General features: G+C 69.4%; 18 protein-coding genes. 9 read left to right on the forward strand and 9 right to left on the reverse strand.

Annotated elements, in window-relative coordinates; all coding sequences use genetic code 11:
* Positions 1 to 70: 70 nt before the first annotated feature.
* The 4 genes from ACFU8Q_RS25265 to ACFU8Q_RS25280 form a co-directional block, all read right to left on the reverse strand.
* Positions 71 to 1,195, reverse strand: a complete 1,125-nt coding sequence (locus ACFU8Q_RS25265) for a GuaB3 family IMP dehydrogenase-related protein (protein ID WP_072486665.1) — start codon at positions 1,193 to 1,195, stop codon at positions 71 to 73.
* Between the two features lie 139 nt (positions 1,196 to 1,334).
* Positions 1,335 to 2,840 carry an IMP dehydrogenase gene (gene guaB / locus ACFU8Q_RS25270; protein WP_384457694.1) on the reverse strand — a complete coding sequence of 502 codons (1,506 nt, stop codon included), beginning with the start codon at positions 2,838 to 2,840 and terminating at the stop codon, positions 1,335 to 1,337.
* Positions 2,841 to 3,034: 194 nt separating this feature from the next.
* Positions 3,035 to 3,610, reverse strand: coding sequence for a sigma-70 family RNA polymerase sigma factor (locus ACFU8Q_RS25275; RefSeq protein ID WP_093893485.1), 576 nt, complete (start codon positions 3,608 to 3,610; stop codon positions 3,035 to 3,037).
* A gap of 297 nt (positions 3,611 to 3,907) precedes the next feature.
* Positions 3,908 to 4,519 carry a response regulator transcription factor gene (locus tag ACFU8Q_RS25280; RefSeq protein ID WP_003948568.1) on the reverse strand — a complete coding sequence of 204 codons (612 nt, stop codon included), beginning with the start codon at positions 4,517 to 4,519 and terminating at the stop codon, positions 3,908 to 3,910.
* Between the two features lie 412 nt (positions 4,520 to 4,931).
* Between ACFU8Q_RS25280 and ACFU8Q_RS25285 the strand changes: the two genes are divergently transcribed.
* Positions 4,932 to 5,267 carry a WhiB family transcriptional regulator gene (locus ACFU8Q_RS25285; RefSeq protein WP_266748016.1) on the forward strand — a complete coding sequence of 112 codons (336 nt, stop codon included), beginning with the start codon at positions 4,932 to 4,934 and terminating at the stop codon, positions 5,265 to 5,267.
* Between the two features lie 85 nt (positions 5,268 to 5,352).
* Here the strand turns inward: ACFU8Q_RS25285 and ACFU8Q_RS25290 are convergent, their stop codons facing one another.
* A complete protein-coding gene (locus ACFU8Q_RS25290; RefSeq protein ID WP_384457697.1) occupies positions 5,353 to 6,243 on the reverse strand; it encodes a LysR family transcriptional regulator in 891 nt (296 codons plus the stop codon).
* An 89-nt stretch (positions 6,244 to 6,332) separates the two neighbouring features.
* Here ACFU8Q_RS25290 and ACFU8Q_RS25295 point away from each other — a divergent pair, with 89 nt between their 5' ends.
* Both ACFU8Q_RS25295 and ACFU8Q_RS25300 read left to right on the forward strand, forming a co-directional pair.
* A complete protein-coding gene (locus tag ACFU8Q_RS25295; RefSeq protein ID WP_384457719.1) occupies positions 6,333 to 7,007 on the forward strand; it encodes an MOSC domain-containing protein in 675 nt (224 codons plus the stop codon).
* Between the two features lie 69 nt (positions 7,008 to 7,076).
* Entirely contained in the window at positions 7,077 to 7,850 is a 774-nt protein-coding gene (locus ACFU8Q_RS25300; RefSeq protein ID WP_384457699.1) for an SDR family NAD(P)-dependent oxidoreductase, read from the forward strand.
* A 23-nt stretch (positions 7,851 to 7,873) separates the two neighbouring features.
* On the opposite strand, the gene ACFU8Q_RS25305 is transcribed toward ACFU8Q_RS25300, so the two are convergent.
* Entirely contained in the window at positions 7,874 to 9,406 is a 1,533-nt protein-coding gene (locus ACFU8Q_RS25305; protein WP_384457701.1) for a right-handed parallel beta-helix repeat-containing protein, read from the reverse strand.
* A gap of 197 nt (positions 9,407 to 9,603) precedes the next feature.
* Between ACFU8Q_RS25305 and ACFU8Q_RS25310 the strand changes: the two genes are divergently transcribed.
* The 5 genes from ACFU8Q_RS25310 (at position 9,604) to ACFU8Q_RS25330 (ending at position 14,996) form a co-directional block, all read left to right on the forward strand.
* Positions 9,604 to 10,692, forward strand: a complete 1,089-nt coding sequence (locus tag ACFU8Q_RS25310; protein ID WP_384457703.1) for a substrate-binding domain-containing protein — start codon at positions 9,604 to 9,606, stop codon at positions 10,690 to 10,692.
* 167 nt (positions 10,693 to 10,859) lie between these two features.
* The gene (locus ACFU8Q_RS25315) at positions 10,860 to 12,188 is read left to right on the forward strand and encodes an ABC transporter substrate-binding protein (protein ID WP_384457705.1); all 1,329 of its coding nucleotides are present in this window, start codon (positions 10,860 to 10,862) and stop codon (positions 12,186 to 12,188) included.
* Positions 12,188 to 13,081 carry a carbohydrate ABC transporter permease gene (locus ACFU8Q_RS25320; RefSeq protein WP_384457707.1) on the forward strand — a complete coding sequence of 298 codons (894 nt, stop codon included), beginning with the start codon at positions 12,188 to 12,190 and terminating at the stop codon, positions 13,079 to 13,081. The genes ACFU8Q_RS25315 and ACFU8Q_RS25320 overlap by 1 nt, the downstream gene beginning before the upstream one ends.
* The gene (locus ACFU8Q_RS25325) at positions 13,078 to 13,932 is read left to right on the forward strand and encodes a carbohydrate ABC transporter permease (protein ID WP_384457709.1); all 855 of its coding nucleotides are present in this window, start codon (positions 13,078 to 13,080) and stop codon (positions 13,930 to 13,932) included. Before ACFU8Q_RS25320 ends, ACFU8Q_RS25325 begins: the two co-directional genes overlap by 4 nt.
* Positions 13,933 to 13,967: 35 nt before the next feature.
* Positions 13,968 to 14,996: a hydroxyacid dehydrogenase gene (locus ACFU8Q_RS25330; protein WP_384457711.1), complete on the forward strand. Its 1,029-nt coding sequence runs from the start codon at positions 13,968 to 13,970 to the stop codon at positions 14,994 to 14,996.
* 176 nt (positions 14,997 to 15,172) lie between these two features.
* Here the strand turns inward: ACFU8Q_RS25330 and groL are convergent, their stop codons facing one another.
* A complete protein-coding gene (gene groL, locus ACFU8Q_RS25335; protein WP_384457713.1) occupies positions 15,173 to 16,798 on the reverse strand; it encodes a chaperonin GroEL in 1,626 nt (541 codons plus the stop codon).
* A gap of 99 nt (positions 16,799 to 16,897) precedes the next feature.
* Complete coding sequence (gene groES / locus ACFU8Q_RS25340) at positions 16,898 to 17,206, reverse strand: co-chaperone GroES (RefSeq protein ID WP_124716902.1); 309 nt, start codon at positions 17,204 to 17,206, stop codon at positions 16,898 to 16,900.
* Between the two features lie 318 nt (positions 17,207 to 17,524).
* Between groES and ACFU8Q_RS25345 the strand changes: the two genes are divergently transcribed.
* Positions 17,525 to 17,998: a DUF6234 family protein gene (locus ACFU8Q_RS25345; protein ID WP_384457715.1), complete on the forward strand. Its 474-nt coding sequence runs from the start codon at positions 17,525 to 17,527 to the stop codon at positions 17,996 to 17,998.
* Positions 17,999 to 18,275: 277 nt separating this feature from the next.
* On the opposite strand, the gene ACFU8Q_RS25350 is transcribed toward ACFU8Q_RS25345, so the two are convergent.
* Positions 18,276 to 19,142 (reverse strand): polysaccharide deacetylase family protein (locus ACFU8Q_RS25350; protein WP_384457717.1); only part of this gene is annotated, 867 nt, incomplete at its 5' end.

The raw sequence follows: 19,142 nt of genomic DNA on the forward strand, positions 1-19,142 counted from the left end.
ACATACGGGAGGGCCCGGACCGCACACACGCGCGGTCCGGGCCCTCCGTACGTCACAGCCCCGCTGTCACTCAGCGACGGTGCTGGGAGTCCGCCACCGTCACCTCGACGCGCTGGAACTCCTTGAGGTCGCTGTACCCCGTCGTCGCCATCGCACGGCGCAGCGCACCGAAGATGTTCATCGAACCGTCGGGGGTGTGCGAAGGACCGGTGAGGACCTCCTCGGTCGTACCGACCGAGCCCAGGTCCACCAGCTTGCCGCGCGGCACGTCCTCGTGGACGGCCTCCATGCCCCAGTGGCGGCCGCGGCCCGGCGCGTCCGTCGCACGGGCCAGCGGGGAGCCCATCATCACGGCGTCCGCACCGCAGGCGATGGCCTTGGGCAGGTCGCCGGACCAGCCGACGCCGCCGTCCGCGATCACGTGCACGTACCGGCCACCGGACTCGTCCATGTAGTCGCGACGGGCCCCGGCCACATCGGCGACCGCGGTCGCCATCGGGACCTGGATGCCGAAGACGTTGCGCGTGGTGTGCGCGGCGCCGCCGCCGAAGCCGACGAGGACACCGGCCGCGCCGGTACGCATGAGGTGCAGGGCGGCGGTGTACGTGGCGCAGCCGCCGACGATCACCGGGACGTCCAGCTCGTAGATGAACTGCTTGAGGTTGAGCGGCTCGGCCGCACCCGAGACGTGCTCGGCGCTGACCGTCGTACCGCGGATGACGAAGATGTCCACGCCCGCGTCGACGACGGCCTTGGAGAACTGCGCGGTGCGCTGCGGGGAGAGCGCGGCGGCGGTGACGACACCGGAGTCGCGCACCTCCTTGATGCGCTGCCCGATCAGCTCCTCCTGGATCGGCGCGGAGTAGATCTCCTGAAGACGGCGGGTCGCCGACTCGACGGGCATCTCGGCGATCTCGTCGAGCAGCGGCTGCGGGTCGGCGTGCCGGGTCCACAGGCCCTCGAGGTTGAGGACACCGAGGCCGCCCAGCTCACCGATGCGGATCGCGGTCTGCGGGGAGACCACGGAGTCCATGGGGGCCGCCAGGAACGGCAGCTCGAAACGGTAGGCGTCGATCTGCCAGGCGATCGAGACCTCCTTCGGGTCGCGGGTACGGCGGCTCGGAACGACGGCGATGTCGTCGAATGCGTACGCCCGGCGGCCGCGCTTGCCGCGCCCGATCTCGATCTCAGTCACGATGGTGTGGCCTTTCCCTCTACGTCTGCGCTGTCCAGTATCCCCGACACACGGCTGAGGGGCGGTCCCCGGAACCCCCGACACTGTTGGTCAACAGTGTCCGGGAACCCCCGGGCCGCCCCTCGGCCGTGCTGATGCGTTACTTCCTGCTGTAGTTCGGCGCTTCGACCGTCATCTGGATGTCGTGCGGGTGGCTCTCCTTGAGGCCCGCCGAAGTGATCCGGACGAACCGGCCGTTGGCCTGGAGCTCCGGGACGGTGCGGCCGCCGACGTAGAACATCGACTGGCGCAGACCGCCGACGAGCTGGTGAACGACCGCGGAGAGCGGGCCGCGGTAGGGGACCTGGCCCTCGATGCCCTCGGGGACCAGCTTCTCGTCGGAGGCGACGCCCTCCTGGAAGTAGCGGTCCTTGGAGAACGACTTGCGGTCGCCACGGGTCTGCATCGCCGCGAGCGAACCCATACCCCGGTACGACTTGAACTGCTTGCCGTTGATGAAGAGCAGCTCGCCCGGGGACTCCTCGCAGCCCGCGAGCAGCGAGCCGAGCATCACGGTGTCCGCACCGGCCACCAGGGCCTTGGCGATGTCGCCGGAGTACTGCAGGCCGCCGTCGCCGATGACCGGGACACCGGCCTCCTTGGCGGCGAGCGAGGCCTCGTAGATCGCCGTGACCTGCGGGACGCCGATGCCGGCGACGACGCGGGTGGTGCAGATGGAGCCGGGGCCCACGCCGACCTTGATGCCGTCGACGCCCGCGTCGATCAGCGACTGGGCGCCGTCACGGGTGGCGATGTTGCCGCCGATGACATCGACACCGGAGGCGTTCGACTTGATCTTGGCGACCATGTCGCCGACCAGCCGGGAGTGGCCGTGGGCAGTATCGACGACGATGAAGTCGACACCCGCCTCGATCAGTGCCTGGGCCCGCTCGAAGGCGTCGCCCGCGACACCGACGGCCGCGCCGACCAGCAGTCGGCCTTCCTTGTCCTTCGCGGCGTTCGGGTACTTCTCGGCCTTGACGAAGTCCTTGACGGTGATGAGGCCCTTGAGGACCCCCGCGTCGTCGACCAGCGGAAGCTTCTCGATCTTGTGGCGGCGCAGCAGCTCCATGGCATCCAGGCCGGAGATGCCGACCTTGCCGGTGACCAGCGGCATCGGCGTCATGACCTCGCGCACCTGGCGCGTACGGTCCGGCTCGAAGGCCATGTCACGGTTGGTGACGATGCCGAGCAGCTTGCCCGCGGCGTCGGTGACCGGGACACCGCTGATGCGGAACTTGGCACACAGCTCGTCGGCGTCGCGCAGCGTCGCGTCCGGGTGCACCGTGATCGGGTCGGTGACCATGCCGGACTCGGAACGCTTCACCAGGTCGACCTGGTTGGCCTGGTCGGCGATGGAGAGGTTGCGGTGCAGCACACCGGCGCCGCCCTGCCGGGCCATGGCGATCGCCATGCGGGCCTCGGTGACCTTGTCCATCGCGGCGGAGAGCAGCGGGATGTTCACCCGCACGTTCTTGGAGATGTACGAGGAGGTATCGATCTGATCGGGCGCCATGTCCGACGCGCCGGGCAGCAGCAGCACGTCGTCGTATGTCAGCCCGAGCGTCGCGAATTTCTCGGGCACTCCGTCGACGTTTGCAGTCATGACACCTTCCCCAAATGGCCTTGATCGGTGCGGATGTCCATGCTAACGGCCTCCGGGGGTGTCTCATTCCACGAGCAAGATCAACCAGAGGTTCTGTAGCTTCGTACGGACAGGACGGACAGCTCGTACAGACCCGGGCAGCCGACTCGTACGGGCCCGGACAGGCAGCTCGTACAGACCCGGAAGGGCCCTGCTCACTGTTCCGCGAGGGCCCGCAGCCTGCTCAGCGCCCGGTGCTGGGCGACCCGGACCGCGCCGGGCGACATGCCGAGCATCTGTCCGGTCTCCTCGGCCGTCAGACCGACCGCGACCCGCAGAACCAGCAGCTCACGCTGGTTGTCCGGGAGGTTTGCGAGAAGTTTCTTGGCCCAGGCGGCATCGCTGCTGAGCAGCGCGCGCTCCTCGGGCCCGAGCGAATCGTCCGGCCGCTCGGGCATCTCGTCGGAGGGCACGGCCGTCGATCCCGGGTGCCGCATGGCGGCGCGCTGGAGATCGGCGACCTTGTGGCCCGCGATGGCGAAGACAAAGGCTTCGAAGGGTCTGCCGGTGTCCTTGTAGCGCGGCAGCGCCATCAGCACCGCGACACAGACCTCCTGCGCCAGGTCCTCCACGAAGTGGCGGGCATCACCGGGCAGCCGGTTCAGCCGGGACCTGCAGTAGCGCAGCGCGAGGGGGTGGACATGCGCCAGCAGATCATGGGTGGCCTGCGCGTCCCCCTCGACAGCACGGTGCACCAGTGCACCGATCACCGTCGTCTCGTCGTCGCGCATCGGACCATGGTGCCTCGGAGCCGTATCTTCTGCTCCGCCGCGTCCGTAGTTGTGCACCGAAGCGTTATGAGCGGGTGCGCCGGAAGTCATGTCCTGCGCCCTCCCCTTCCGCTCGACCGAATCGTCCCCGAGGAACTCCACATCTCAAGGATGCGGCATCGGCCGGGAAGCGTCACATGCCGTGGGCGCGGAAGGCGCCACCGGCGGGGTGGGGCCCGAGCCGCGCACCCCGGTCACATCGCCCCGTCCGCCGGTGTGCGGACGGGGAATCGATCGACTACCGGCCATGGTCGGTCCTCAGCGAACCAGGCCCCAGCGGAAGCCGAGCGCCACGGCGTGCGCCCGGTCCGAGGCCCCGAGTTTCTTGAACAGACGCCTGGCGTGCGTCTTCACCGTGTCCTCGGAGAGGAACAGCTCACGGCCGATCTCGGCGTTCGAGCGGCCGTGGCTCATTCCTTCGAGCACCTGGATCTCTCGCGCCGTGAGCGTCGGCGCCGCGCCCATCTCGGCCGAGCGCAGCCGACGCGGGGCGAGCCGCCACGTCGGATCGGCCAGCGCCTGGGTCACGGTGGCCCGCAACTCCGCGCGGGAGGCGTCCTTGTGCAGATAGCCGCGGGCGCCGGCGGCGACCGCGAGCGCGACGCCGTCCAGGTCCTCGGCGACGGTCAGCATGATGATCCTGGCGCCGGGGTCGGCGGAGAGCAGCCGTCGGACCGTCTCCACACCCCCCAGACCGGGCATGCGTACGTCCATCAGAATCAGATCCGAACGGTCGGCGCCCCAGCGGCGGAGGACTTCCTCGCCGTTGGCCGCCGTCGTCACACGCTCGACGCCGGGCACGGTCGCGACCGCGCGACGGAGCGCTTCTCGGGCAAGCGGGGAGTCGTCGCAGACGAGGACGGATGTCATGACCGTCCTCCGCAGCTGATGCGCGTCACCTTGAGCCTCCAGGCTGTTACAAGTCGTCACCTGAGCGGTTGACGCTCTCGGACATCTGCCCGATCGCTTTTTCTGTCAACCGCCTCCGCCCTCTCAACGATGGTCACCCGAAAGAGTTACGGGTCGGACGGCCGGGTTCGGCACTCTACGTGAGGACTCGCACACGGAGGAGTGCGGCACGGTTCATCCAACGGTCAACGGAAACTTCATATGAAGCTATGCCCCATTTAGCGGGTTTTCTTCCCTTTTGCTGGTGTCTGTGGCTAGATTCGCAATCAGTCATATTTACATCTACTTACACCGTGGATGTAAATGTCATGAGCACTGCCAAACATGGATGACAACGACGATTCCGACTCAGCATGGTTTGAGGGGACAAGCAATGGCAGATTTCTCCCGCCTTCCCGGACCCAACGCCGATCTGTGGGACTGGCAGCTGCTGGCGGCCTGCCGCGGGGTCGACAGTTCGCTGTTCTTCCACCCGGAGGGTGAACGCGGGGCGGCTCGGAGCGCCCGCGAGAACTCGGCAAAAGAGGTCTGCATGCGATGCCCGGTGCGCGCCGAGTGCGCGGCACACGCGCTGGCCGTACGAGAGCCCTACGGAGTGTGGGGCGGACTGACCGAGGACGAACGCGAGGAGCTCATGGGACGGGCCCGTAATCGCCTGATCGCGGCAGCGGCGCCGTCGGGCGTTCCGTCCCCGTCGGGGCACGGTTGAACCCGCCCCGCCCGCACGCCAACAGAAAAACGTTTTTGCGCTTCACCCGGCCACCGAAGGAGGCCGGGCCACAGGCAGGCCCGGGTCAGCGCGCGGCCGCCAGGGACAGCTGGTCAAGGGTGGCCGCCACCGCCGGCACCTGGGCCAGGTCGGGCAGGGTGAGGGCGACGATCTCGCGCTCGATGGCCGGTTCCACCGCTACGGTGCGGGCCCGCTTGGGGCGTACCGACTCGATCGCCAGCTCCGGCAGTACGGCGACCCCCAGTCCGGCGCCGACCAGGCCGACGACCGCCGGGTAGTCGTCGGTGGCGAAGTCGATCCGGGGCGTGAAGCCGGACTCCTCGCAGACCTCCACCAGCTGGCGACGGCAGCGCGGGCAGCCCGCGATCCACGACTCCTCGGCCAGTTCGGCGACGGCGACGGCGTCCGAACCCGCCAGCCGATGCCCCTCGGGGACCAGGCCGATCAGCCGGTCGGTGAGCAGCGGGCGTACGACCAGGTCGTCCCACTCGGTGCCGGAGGCGCCGTAGCGGAACGCCAGCGCGATGTCGCAGTCGCCCTCGCGCAGCATTTCGACGGAGCGCGGCGGTTCGGCCTCGACCAGGGAGACCTGGGTGCCGGGGTGGGCCGCACGCAGCGCCGCGAGGGCGCCGGGGACCAGGGTGGAGCTGCCGCTGGGGAACGAGACGAGCCGGACGCGACCGGCCCGCAGCCCGGCGATCGCGGCGACCTCCTCCTCGGCGGCGACGAGCCCGGCGAGGATGCCGGAGGCATGGCGGACAAGCGCCTCGCCCGCCTGGGTGAGCCGCATCTCGCGTCCCGTGCGGATCAGCAGCGTCGTCCCGGCGGAGGCCTCCAGGGCCTTCATCTGCTGGCTGACCGCAGGCTGGGTGCAGCCCAGTTCGCGGGCGGCGGCGGAGAACGAGCCGGTGGCGGCGACGGCGCGCAGGACACGGAGATGACGGGCTTCGATCACCCTTCAATCATAAGTCGCTCTTGGGTCGGATGCGAATTATTGGCATGCACCTTTGGGGCGGAATGGTTAGCGTTCTCCGTATGAAGCCGATGAAGCTGTTGACCGTGAACGCCGGGCGGCCGAAGGTCGTCGAATACACCGACGCCGCCGGTGGCGTGACCGGGATCGGCAAGCTGCCGGTCGACGGCCCCGTGCGCGTCACCGATCCCGGCCCCAAGGGCACCGGGGGCAGCGGCCTGGCCGGGGACGCGGTGTGCGATCTGCGTCATCACGGCGGCTCCGACCAGGCCGTGTACGCCTTCGCCCGCGAGGACCTCGACGGCTGGGAGCGGGTGCTCGGCCGTCCGCTCGCCAACGGCGCGTTCGGCGAGAACCTGACGACCACCGGTCTCGACGTGAACGGCGCGAGGATAGGCGAGCGCTGGCGGATCGGCCCCGATCTGGTGCTGGAGGTCACGTCGAGCCGGATTCCGTGCCGTACGTTCGCCGGTCATCTCGACGAGAAGGGCTGGGTCCGGCGGTTCACGCAGGCGGCCGCCCCTGGGGCGTACCTGCGGGTGATCGAGCCGGGTGAGATCCGCTCGGGCGACCCGGTCGAGATCGTTCACCGGCCCGGCCACGACGTCACCGTGCAGCTGGATTTCCAGGCGTCGACGACGCGAAGGGAACTGCTCCCGAAGCTGCTCGCGGCGGGCGACGCGCTGCATCCCGAGTCGCTGCGTGCGGCGCTGAAGTACGTGGCGAAAGAGGCCGCGCGCGAGTGATCGCGGTGGTCCGCGGGGCGACGGTGCCTGTCCGTTCGTGGCCGGCGGACAGGCACTAACGTGCCGCGTATGACGACTGCACTGATTACGGGCGCGACTGCGGGTATCGGAGCCGCCTTCGCGCGGCGGCTGGCGGCCGACGGGCACAACCTGGTGCTGGTGGCCCGGGACACCGAGCGGCTGCGCGAGCAGGCGACCGAACTGCATGACCGGCACGGCATCGAAGCCGAGGTGCTGACGGCCGACCTGTCGCAGGACAAGGGGATCGCCGCGGTCGAAGAACGGTTGACGGATCGTCACCAGCCGGTCGATCTGCTGGTCAACAACGCCGGGTTCGGCAACAAGGGAAGCTACCTGGATGTGCCCATGGCCGATGAGCTGAACATGCTGAAGGTGCACTGCGAGGCGGTGCTGCGGCTGACCTCGGCGGCCGCGGCCGGAATGCGCGAGCGCGGGCGGGGCGGAGTCGTCAACGTGGCCTCGGTGGCGGCGTTCGTGCCGCGCGGGACGTACGGCGCGTCCAAGGCGTGGGTCGTGCAGTTCACCCAGGGCGCGGCGAAGGACCTGGCCGGTTCGGGGGTACGGCTGATGGCGCTGTGCCCCGGTTTCGTGCGGACGGAGTTCCATCAGCGGGCCGGGATGGGGACCGGCAACATTCCGGGCTGGATGTGGCTCGACGCGGACAAGCTGGTGGCGGCGGCCCTGGCCGACCTGGCACGCGGCAAGTCCCTCTCCATTCCGGACCCGCGGTACAAGGCGCTGATGGGGCTCGTCAAGGTGACGCCGCGCGGCCTGCTCGGAGGGGTCACCTCCAAGACAGGCCGCAAGTACGGTCCTCAATGAGCGGTCGGTCGACGGGTGCGCGGTCAGCGCACCCCGTGGCCCGCGTAGGCGCCGATGTTGGGAGCGCCGGGCGTCAGCTTCTTGCCGAAGTAGTCCCTGCCGCCGTTGTTCTCGATGACGGCTCCGGCGGCCAGGGCGGGCGAGCCCGCGCCGAGCCTGAAGTCCGTGCGGAGCTTCGGGTCGGCCGTGATACCACCGGGGTCGGGGCGGGTCATCTCGATGCCGTAGAAGGCGTTGTGGTCGAAGGAGAGCCCGGGCGTCGGGTTCTTGAAGGCGTAGCCGCCGGTGCCCTCGCTCACGAAGATGTTGTTCCGGATGGACAGTTCGTGCTGGGTGGTGGCGGGGCTGCCGGCGTCGTCCTGGACGAGATAGCCGGGGATCTGCTCCTTGTTGTGGAAGGTGTTGTTGTAGATCTTCGTGTCGAGGATCGGGCCCCAGCAGTTCTGGATCAGGCGGGCGCCGTCGTTGCGGCTGACGTTGTAGCGGGCGACCGTGCCGATGGTCTTGGCGCCGCTGTACGGGCAGATCAGCAGGAAGCCGCCCTTGTTGTCGTGGCTGTAGTTGTACTGGAAGACCGTGTTCTGCGAGGCGCCGTCGGCGTCGAAGGACATCCCGTCGTGGGTGTTGCCGCCGCCCGAGACCTCGTTGTACTCGACGGTCGTGTCGTCGGTGTTGAAGGTCCAGATGCCCGCGTTGGCGGAGGGCGAGCGGAGCTGGAAGCCGTCGACCCGGTTGTGGTCCACGCGGGCGCCGCTGGTGGTGTCGAGCTTCATGCCGTCGCCGGCCAGGGACTTCAGCGTGTTGTGGTGGATACGGACGCCGGTGCTGGGCGTCCACTCCCCCGGGTAGACGTTCGGGTCCTGCTGCTGGCCGACGAGATCGCGCTTGGAGAAGGTCGACTTGAAGTAGACGCCCTCGCGGTCGACGTCCTCGATGCGGTTGTGCCCGATGTCCAGGCCGTCGTACCAGCTGGCCTTCGTCTTGCCCTCGACCGCGATGTGGATCGCGCTGGAGCCGGACACCGTCTTGTAGTCGCCGCCGCGCACATCGTGGATGTAGAGGCCGGAGATGTCGAAGCCGCGGGCGACGCCGTAGTCGGTGAGGCGGAGACGGACGCCGTTGCGCTCGCTGCCGGGGTTGTCCGCGTTGGTGATCTCCAGGGCCTTGAGGTGCACGTACTGCGTGTTGGAGAGCAGGACGACGTCGTGGGCGCCCGCGCCGTCGAGCCTGGCGCGGGCCGGGCCCGTGCCGTAGTCGGCGATGGTGAAGGGAGCGTGGGCGGAGCCGGTGCCCGTAGGGGCGAGGGTGCCGGTGCAGGTGGAGCCGCGCTTGAAGAGCAGCCGGTCACCGGGGCCGTAGGTGTGCGCGTTGGCCTCGGCGAGCGTGGTCCAGGGGTGCTGCCTGCTGCCGGTGGCGCCGGCCGGGTCGGCCGCGCAGTCGACATGGAAGACACGGTCGGCGGGTGCGGCGGCCTGCGCGGCGCTCAGGCCGGTTGCGGTCAGACCGGCGGCGGCCGTCAGGGCCGCGAGCGTCGCAGCGGTGACGCGATGTCTCACAATTCCTCCGTACGAACAGTCAGGGACGGGACGAGTCGGCATCGCCGGAATCCTGGACTCGGATTGATCGAACGTCAATGGATTGCGTTTGAATGATCGAAACTCCCATCGTTCGATCACGCTGGTCTAGGGTCGGACCACGGCCCCGGCACCGGCCGGACCGGGGCCGGGCCACACACTGCGAGGGGACTGCTGCCGTGCGCGAAAGTGCTGCTGAACGTCATGACCGCCTGCTGGGGCTGGTACGGGAACGGGGTTCGGCCCGGGTCTCGGATCTCGCCTCGCAGCTGGGGGTCTCCCCCGTCACGGTGCGCCGGGACGTGGAGGAGCTGGCCGGCCGGGGCCTGCTCGACCGGGTCCACGGCTCGGTGTCCTGGCCGCAGGACGCCGCCTCCCCCGCCGCGGGGCCCGGCGGCAGCGGCAGCGGCCTGGTTCTCGGCATGCTCGCGCCCTCGTCGACGTACTACTTCTCCGAGGTCATCCGCGGGGCCCACGAGGCGGCCGCCGGGGCGGGTGCCCGGCTGATCCTACGGATTTCCGACTACCGGCCGCAGGAGGACCAGGCCCGCACCGAGGGACTGCTCTCCGCGGGCGCCGAAGGGCTGCTGATCGCACCGGGCTGGCAGCACCCCGGCGACCCCGCGGCGTTCGGCGACTGGATCGCCTCGCTGCCCGTGCCGACGGTCCTGCTGGAGCGCAGGCCCACCACCGGATCCCCGCTGGACGGCCTGGACCGGGTCTGCTCGGACCATGCGCACGGGGTGCTGCTCGCCGTACGCCACCTGGTGGACCTCGGGCACGGGGCGCCGCTCCTGATGGCCCGGGCGGACTCGCCGACCGCCCTCGCGGTGCGGTCCGGGTACGCGGAGGCCCTGGCCGTGCTCGGCCTGCACGCGCCGCAGGACGTGATCGAGTCCGTACCGGCCGAACTCGCTCCTCACACGTTCGACCAGGCCGTGCGGGCGCTGCGCGAGGCGGTCCACTCGGGCGTGGCGACGGCGGCGCTGATCCACAACGACGTGGACGCGATCCAGGTCGTGCAGCGCCTCGCCGAGCTGGGCGTACGGGTGCCGGACGATCTGGCGCTGATCGCCTACGACGACGAGGTGGCGGCTCTCGCGGACACCCCGCTCACGGCGGTGGCACCGCCCAAGCGCGACGTGGGCCGCCATGCGACGGAACTGCTGGTGGAGCGGCTCGGCCAGAGCGGGGGCGCACCACGGCGCCACCTGATGCTGCTGCCGCAGTTGCGGGTCCGGGACTCGTGCGGAGCGCCCCTCTCGTAGGCGTTCCCTCGGGCCCGCGTTCCCCCACTCAGGGCCTTCCACACGCTTCCGTACGCAACTTATCTGATCTTTTTTCGATCAATCGCTCTTTCGCTCTTGACTTCGGTCACGGCTGGTTCAAGGATCACGGCCAACGCCAATGTCGTCGCCTGTTCAGGAGCCTCGCTGTGAGCCGCAGTTCGAGCAGAACGTCCCTCGCCGTAGTCGGCGCCGCCACCGCCCTCGCCGTTCTCACGGCCTGTGGTGGCGGCGGCGACGACAAAACCGCCGCCGGAAGCGACGGCAAGCCCGTCAGCATCACCTTCTGGGGCTGGGCCAAGGGGTCCAAGGAGGTCGTTGACGCGTTCAACGCCTCGCACAAGAACATCAAGGTGGTCTACGAGGAGATCCCGTCCGGCAACGCGGGCGGCTACGCCAAGATCTCCAACGCGGTCAAGGCGGGCAACGCCCCCGACCTGGTCTCCATCGAGTACCCGCAGCTTCCGGAGTACGTCAGTCAGGGCGCGCTCCAGGACATCGGCCAGTACTTCACCGAGGACATCAGGAAGAAGCTGCTGCCGCAGGCGGTCGAGCTGACGACGCTCGGCGGCAAGAACTGGGCCGTCCCGTTCGACGCCTCGCCGCAGTCGTTCTACTACCGCAAGGACCTGTTCGAGAAGTACGGCGTCGAGGTCCCCAAGACCTGGGACGAGTTCCGCAAGGCCGCCGAGAAGATCAAGAAGGCCGACAAGAAGGCCCGGATCGGCACCTTCTTCCCCGACGACCCGACCACGTTCCAGGCGATGGCCTGGCAGGCCGGCGCCCAGTGGTACAAGCCCGAGGGCGACACCTGGAAGGTCAGCACGGCCGACGCGGCCACCAACAAGGTCGCCGACTACTGGCAGGGCCTGCTCGACGACGACCTGATCCGCGCCAACGCCTCGTTCAGCCCCGAGTGGACCAACTCCCTCAAGAACGGTGGCACCGTCGGCTACCTCGGCGCCGCCTGGGGCGCGGGCGTCCTCAAGGGCACGCTGCCCGAGCAGAGCGGCAAGTGGGCCGTCGCACCGATGCCCAGCTGGGACGGCAAGCCGGCCAGCGGCATGCTCGGCGGCTCCACCTTCGCGGTGACGAAGACCAGCAAGAAGGCCGAGGCCGCGGTCGAGTTCGCCACCTGGATGTCGACCACCGAGGAAGGCATCAAGGCCCGCATCGAGTCCGGCACGTCGAGCGCCTTCCCGGCCGCGGCGGCGCTGCGCCCGGTGGCGAAGAAGTCCTTCGACGCCGGCTTCTACGGGGGCGAGGACATCTACCAGGTGTTCGAGGGCGCCGCCGCGTCCATCGGCCCGGACTGGAACTGGGGCCCGACGACCGGCACCACGAACACCACCATGAAGGACCAGTTCGGCAAGGTCGCGAGCGGTGGCACCACCATCAAGGACGCCGTGAAGGCCGGGCACGACGCCACGGTCGCCGAGCTGAAGAAGCGCGGTCTGAAGGTCGAGGACGCCGGCTGATGAAACGCGCCCGGACGACCAGAGCCGCCGCCATCCTGCTGGGGCCCTTCTTCGCACTGTTCACCGTGGCCATGGTGCTGCCGATCGGATACGCGGTCTGGCTCAGCCTGTTCACCGAGAAACAGTCCGGCCTGGGCTTCGGCGGCACCGAGACCGTCTTCAGCGGACTCGACAACTACACGGCGGCCCTGGGCGACCGGGCGTTTCGCGAGGGCTTCGGCGTACTCCTCGGATACTGCCTGTTCTACATTCCGCTGCTGCTCATCGGGGCCCTCGCCCTCGCCCTGCTGCTGGACTCCGCGCTGGCCCGGGCCCGCCGGTTCTTCCAGCTCGCGCTCTTCCTGCCGCACGCCGTGCCCGGCATCATCGCCGCGCTGATCTGGGTGTACCTCTACACACCCCAGCTCAGCCCGGTGGTCAGCGCCATGGAGTCCGGCGGCATCGGCTTCGACTTCTTCTCGCCCGAGGGCGCCCTCCCCTCCGTCGTCAACATCGCCCTGTGGGAGTGGCTCGGCTACAACATGGTGATCTTCTATGCCGCGTTGCAGGCCATCGACCGCTCCGTACTCGAAGCGGCCACGGTCGACGGGGCCGGTGCCTGGCGCGTCGCCCTCAGCATCAAGGTCCCGCTGATCCGCGCCTCGGTCGTGATGGTCGCGCTGTTCACCGTCATCGGCTCGCTCCAGCTGTTCACCGAACCGCTGATCCTCAACAAGGGGACCGGTTCCGCCGTCTCCTCCACCTGGACGCCGAACATGTACGCGTACACCGCGGCCTTCGAGCGCAACGACTACGGCCTCGCCGCGGCGGCCTCCATCCTGCTGGCGCTCACGGCCGCGCTGCTGTCCTTCGTCGTCACCCGCTTCACCGGCCGGAAGGGCAAGAAAGCATGAACTCCCCAGCTTCCCACGGCCGTTGGATGTCGAAGACCGCGGTCAACGGCTTCCTCCTGCTCGCCGTCGTCTACATGCTCTTCCCCCTCGTCTGGCTGGTCACCGCCGCCACGAAGGACACCGGCGGGCTGCTCGCGGGCAACGCGTTCTCCTTCGAGGGCTTCAACCTCGGCGAGAACCTGTCGAACCTGGCCTCCTACGGCGACGGCATCTACTTCCGCTGGTACCTCAACAGCCTCTTCTACGCGGGCGGCGGGGCGATCGTCTGCTCGCTGATCTGTGTCGCCGCGGGATACGCCTTCGACAAGTACGAATTCCGGGGCAAGGAGAAGCTGTTCGCCCTCGTGCTGATGGGCGTGCTCGTCCCCACCACGGCGCTCGCCCTGCCGATGTATCTCCTGGCCTCCAAGACCGGCCTGGTCAACACCTACTGGTCCGTGCTGATCCCGGTGCTCGTCAACCCGTTCGGCGTGTATCTCGCCCGGGTGTTCAGCGCCGGGTACATACCGAACGAGGCCCTGGAGGCCGCCCGTATCGACGGGGCCGGCGAGCTGCGCGTCTTCTGGTCCATCGGACTGCGCATGGTCATGCCGGGCTTCGTGACCGTCTTCCTCTTCCAGTTCACCGCGATCTGGAACAACTTCTTCCTCCCCCTCGTGATGCTCTCGGACCGCAAGCTCTTCCCGCTGAGCCTCGGTCTGTACTCCTGGAACACCAACACGCACGGCGAGCCGAGCTTCTATCCGCTCGTCGTCACCGGCTCCCTCCTCGCCGTCATCCCCCTGATCGTCGCCTTCGTCTCGCTGCAGCGGCACTGGAAGGCCGGTCTGACCGCCGGCAGCGTCAAGTGACTCTCGAGCGAGCCCTGAGGAGTACGAGTTCCACCATGCCCCACGCCACTGACAACCGGCCGGCCGCCCTGCTCGCGATGGGCCCCGGCATCGCCGCACGCCTCCTCACCGACCGCCACCGCACCCGGCTGGCCGCCCTCACCCGCACCGACCCGCACCTCGTCGCCCACGACCTGGCCGACCCGACGCCCGAGGTGGCCGCCGCGCTCGCCAATGCCGAGGTGCTGTTCACCTGCTGGGGCGCGACGCCGCTCACCGCGGAGGTACTGACGGCCGCGCCCCGGCTGCGGGCCGTGGTGCACGCGGCCGGTTCCGTGAAGCACCACATCACCGACGCCTGCTGGGAGCGCGGGATCGCCGTCACCTCGGCGGCCGGTGCCAACGCGCTGCCGGTCGCCGAATTCACGCTCGCCGCGATCCTGTTCGCGAACAAGCGCGTCCTGCACTCCGCGGACCGCTACCGTGCGCTGCGCACCGAGCACGACTGGCTCGCGGAGCTCGACGGAACCGGCAACTACCGCCGCACGGTCGGCGTCATCGGCGCCTCGCGCATCGGCCGCCGGGTGATCGAGCTGCTGCGCCCCTTCGATCTGGACGTCCTGCTGTACGACCCGTACGTGGACGTCACGGAGGCGGCGCGGCTCGGCGTCCGGCTCACCTCCCTCGACGAGCTGTGCGCGAGCAGCTCGGTCGTCTCGGTCCACGCGCCGCAGCTCCCCGAGACGCACCATCTGATCGGCGCGGCGCAGCTGTCTGCCATGGCGACCGGGACGACCCTGATCAACACGGCGCGGGGATCGCTCATCGACGAGAGCGCGCTGCTGCCCGAGCTGACGAGCGGGCGGCTGCACGCGGTGCTGGATGTGACGGAGCCCGAACTTCCGCCCGCGCACTCACCGTTGTACGAGTTGCCGAACGTGCTGCTCACTCCGCATGTGGCGGGTTCGCTGGGCAATGAGCTGCACCGGATGGCCGACGAGGCGCTGGACGAGCTGGAGCGGTACGCGGCCGGCCTGCCGTTCGCGGCTCCGGTGCTGGCGGGAGCGCTGCCTCGCTCGGCGTGACGCGGGGCTTGTCCCGTACCCGCCTTCCCTGAACCGGGCTCTGCCGCGTACTCCGGTCCTCAATCGCCGGACGGGCTTGATTCGCGGACGGAGCCCCGGACACGGGGCAGCACACGCCGGAGGCCCGGTACCCCGCGACGGGGTACCGGGCCTCAGTGGCTGCGTGGAGCTGTGCGTCAGTGCGAGTGGCCGTGGCCGCCGTGACCGGCCTCGGCCTCTTCCTCGGCCGGCTTCTCGACGACCAGCGTCTCGGTCGTGAGCAGCAGCGACGCGATGGACGCGGCGTTCTCCAGCGCGGAGCGGGTGACCTTGACCGGGTCGATGACGCCGGCCTTCACGAGGTCGCCGTACTCGCCGGTCGCGGCGTTGAAGCCCTGGCCCTTGTCGAGCTCGGCGACCTTCGAGGTGATGACGTAGCCCTCGAGGCCGGCGTTCTCGGCGATCCAGCGCAGCGGCTCGACGGCGGCGCGGCGCACGACCGCGACACCCGTGGCCTCGTCGCCGGTCTTGTCGAGGTTGCCCTCAAGGACCTTGACGGCGTGGACCAGAGCGGAGCCACCACCGGAGACGATGCCCTCCTCGACCGCGGCGCGGGTCGCGGAGATGGCGTCCTCCAGACGGTGCTTCTTCTCCTTGAGCTCCACCTCGGTGGCGGCACCGACACGGATCACGCACACGCCGCCGGCCAGCTTCGCGAGGCGCTCCTGGAGCTTCTCGCGGTCCCAGTCGGAGTCCGTGGCCTCGATCTCGGCCTTGATCTGGTTGACCCGGCCCTTGACGTCGCCGGGCTCGCCGCCGCCGTCCACGATCGTGGTGTCGTCCTTGGAGACGGTGACACGGCGGGCGGTGCCCAGCACGTCCAGACCGGCCTGGTCGAGCTTGAGGCCGACCTCCTCGGCGATGACGGTCGCACCGGTGAGGGTGGCGATGTCGCCGAGCATGGCCTTGCGGCGGTCACCGAAGCCCGGGGCCTTCACCGCGACGGCGTTGAAGGTGCCACGGATCTTGTTGACGACGAGGGTCGACAGCGCCTCGCCCTCGACGTCCTCGGCGATGATCAGCAGCGGCTTGGAGCCACCGGCCTGGATGACCTTCTCCAGCAGCGGGAGCAGCTCCTGGATCGCGCCGATCTTGCCCTGGTGGATCAGGATGTACGGGTCGTCGAGGACGGCCTCCATACGCTCCTGGTCGGTCACCATGTACGGGGACAGGTAGCCCTTGTCGAAGGCCATGCCCTCGGTGAAGTCGAGGTCCAGGCCGAAGGTGTTGGACTCCTCGACGGTGATGACACCGTCCTTGCCGACCTTGTCCATCGCCTCGGCGATGAGCTCGCCGACCTGCGGGTCCTGCGCGGAGAGCGCGGCCACGGCGGCGATGTCGGTCTTGTCGTCGATCGGACGGGCGGTCGCGAGGAGCTCGTCGGAGACGGCCTTGACCGCGGCGTCGATGCCCTTCTTCAGGGCGGCCGGGGAAGCACCCGCGGCGACGTTGCGCAGACCCTCGCGGACGAGCGCCTGGGCCAGCACGGTGGCGGTGGTCGTACCGTCACCCGCGACGTCGTTGGTCTTGGTCGCCACCTCCTTCACCAGCTGGGCACCGAGGTTCTCGTACGGGTCGTCGAGCTCGACCTCGCGCGCGATGGTGACACCGTCGTTGGTGATGGTGGGTGCGCCGAACTTCTTGTCGATGACGACGTTGCGGCCCTTGGGGCCGATCGTCACCTTGACCGTGTCGGCAAGCTTGTTGACGCCGCGCTCAAGGGCGCGACGGGCGTCCTCGTCGAACTTCAGGATCTTCGCCATGGCTGCTGAGCTTTCCTCTCGAACGAACTGCGCCCCCGACCACCCGGCTGGTTATTCGCAGGGGGCCAGGGGCGCAGAACAGAAGCAAACGTGGGTGAATTACTTCTCGACGATCGCGAGCACGTCGCGGGCCGAGAGGACGAGGTACTCCTCGCCGTTGTACTTCACCTCGGTGCCGCCGTACTTGCTGTAGAGCACGACGTCGCCGGTCTTGACGTCGAGCGGAAGGCGCTCGCCGTTCTCGAAGCGGCCCGGGCCCACGGCCAGGACGACGCCCTCCTGGGGCTTCTCCTTGGCGGTGTCCGGAATGACCAGGCCGGAGGCCGTGGTCTGCTCGGCGTCGAGCGGCTGGACCACAATGCGGTCCTCGAGCGGCTTGATCGCAACCTTGGTGCTGGCGGTCGACACGATCCGGTCTCCCCCTTCGGAGATCTCACGGGGTAACAGTCTTTGGGTGGCGACCAGGTGGATCCGTCGTCGCGGGTGCCGGACCTGCCAGTCGCACAGTACTGCTGGCACTCTCCAGTGGTGAGTGCCAGCACCGAGACTATGACCGCGATTAGCACTCGGTCAAGCGGAGTGCCAATTCACGCGGTCGTGGCGTCCACCGGCGCCCTGCTCCCCGCCCCGAGCCCCGCGCCGACCGGGGCACCGCCCGGACAACAGTCCGGACAACACTGGGACAACGGTCGTACGGACCGCGGCGTTCCGTACGACCGTGTGAACATGACCGAATCTCCGTACCGGCAGTCGGCTCCGCGGGCCCTGCGGCCCCGGCACGGCTCGCGCGCCGTGAACGGCTGTCTCGATGTGGCGCTGGGTCTGCTGCTGGTGCTCCTGGAGGGGCTGATCTGCGCGGTCGCCGCCCACTCCCTGGCCCTGTCGCGGTGGGACCCCGGCGCTTCGGAGACGTCGGGCCCGCCGCCGATGGACTGGACGCCCGTCCTCGTCCTCGGCGGGATCGCGGTGGCGGTCGCACTGATCGCCGTGGTGCTGATCCGCGAGAACTGGCCCTGGGCGGGGGCGCTCCAGATCCCGGTCGTGCTCCTGCTGTGCGTGGCGGCGGTGCAGGTCGGGCACGAGGACTACCGCCGCGCGCACCCGGCGCCGGCCGCCACCCCTTCGGACCATCCCGGCCGGTCCGGCCGCCAGTGCCTCAGCGGCGGCGACAACCACGAGTGCCTGGACTCCGGCGGCTGAGGGCAGGCGATGACGACCAGCGCCCCCGATGCCCCGTGATCGCCGTGATCACCATGGCCACCACGGTCACGCCGGTCACTGCGGCCGCTGCGATCGTCCCGGGAGCCGTTCGGATGCGCCTGCGGGCCCACCGCGGGGGTCGGCGCCGGGCGGGTCACCTTCTGTGCGGCCTTGCGGCCCAGCCGTTCGATCGGGGCGACCGACTGCGCGCACCCGGCGGTGCCGGTCAGGAGCGCACCGGCTGCCAGCAGGCCGACGAGCACCCGGTACGCCCTTCTCATACGTAGTCCTCCAGCCGGGCCACGGCGTACCCCTTGTCCGTGACGGTCTTCATGACCGCGCGGACCAGGTCGGCCATGTCGGCACCCCAGTCCTTGCGGCCCCGGAAGTGCGTGAGGATGATGTCGCCGGGGTGCAGGTCCTGGTCCACCTCACGCCACTCCATGTGGTCCGGGAACGCCTCCGCGTTCCAGAGCGGCACGGCCTTGATGCCGCAGGACTTCGCGATCCGGAGCGTGTCCCCGTTGTACTTGCCGTACGGCGGGCGGAAGAGGACGGGGCGCTTCCCGTACTGCTCCTCGATGATGGCCTGCTGGTCGCAGATCTCGCGCTTCTGCTCGCTGTACGAGAGTCCGGGAAGGTACGGGTGGTTGAGCGTGTGATTGTTGAGGCCGACTCCCAGCCGCTGTGCCTCCAGGAAGTACCCGTAGTTGTCACGCACCTCGTAGTCGCTGAGGAATGCGCTGTACGGGATGTCCAGCTCGTCCATCATCTGGAGCAGTTCGGGGTCCTTCTCGGCCCCGTCGTCCATCGTCAGGAAGACGACCCGGTCCTTGGTCGGGACGGTGGTGAAGACCGGCGGCAGCGAGTCATCGCCGCCCTTCACCTCGAACCCCTCCCGGGTGGTGATGTGCGGTTTGACCGCGGGCGGCGGGGGTGCGATCAGAGGTGGCCGGTCCAGCCGCCATTTCTTGGCGAGGGCCGCCCGTACGGCCGGGCCGAACTTCGCGTTCTCATAGGGCCCGGCAGGTACGCGGCCCTGACCGGCCGGCTGCTCGGGACCCGCCTTCTGCCCGGGACCGCCCGGGAATCCCGGACCGCCCGGGAATCCCGGACCGCCCGGGAGTCCGGCGGAGGTCGGGGC

The sequence above is a fragment of the Streptomyces sp. NPDC057543 genome (assembly GCF_042801895.1).
Classification (GTDB): Bacteria; Actinomycetota; Actinomycetes; order Streptomycetales; family Streptomycetaceae; genus Streptomyces.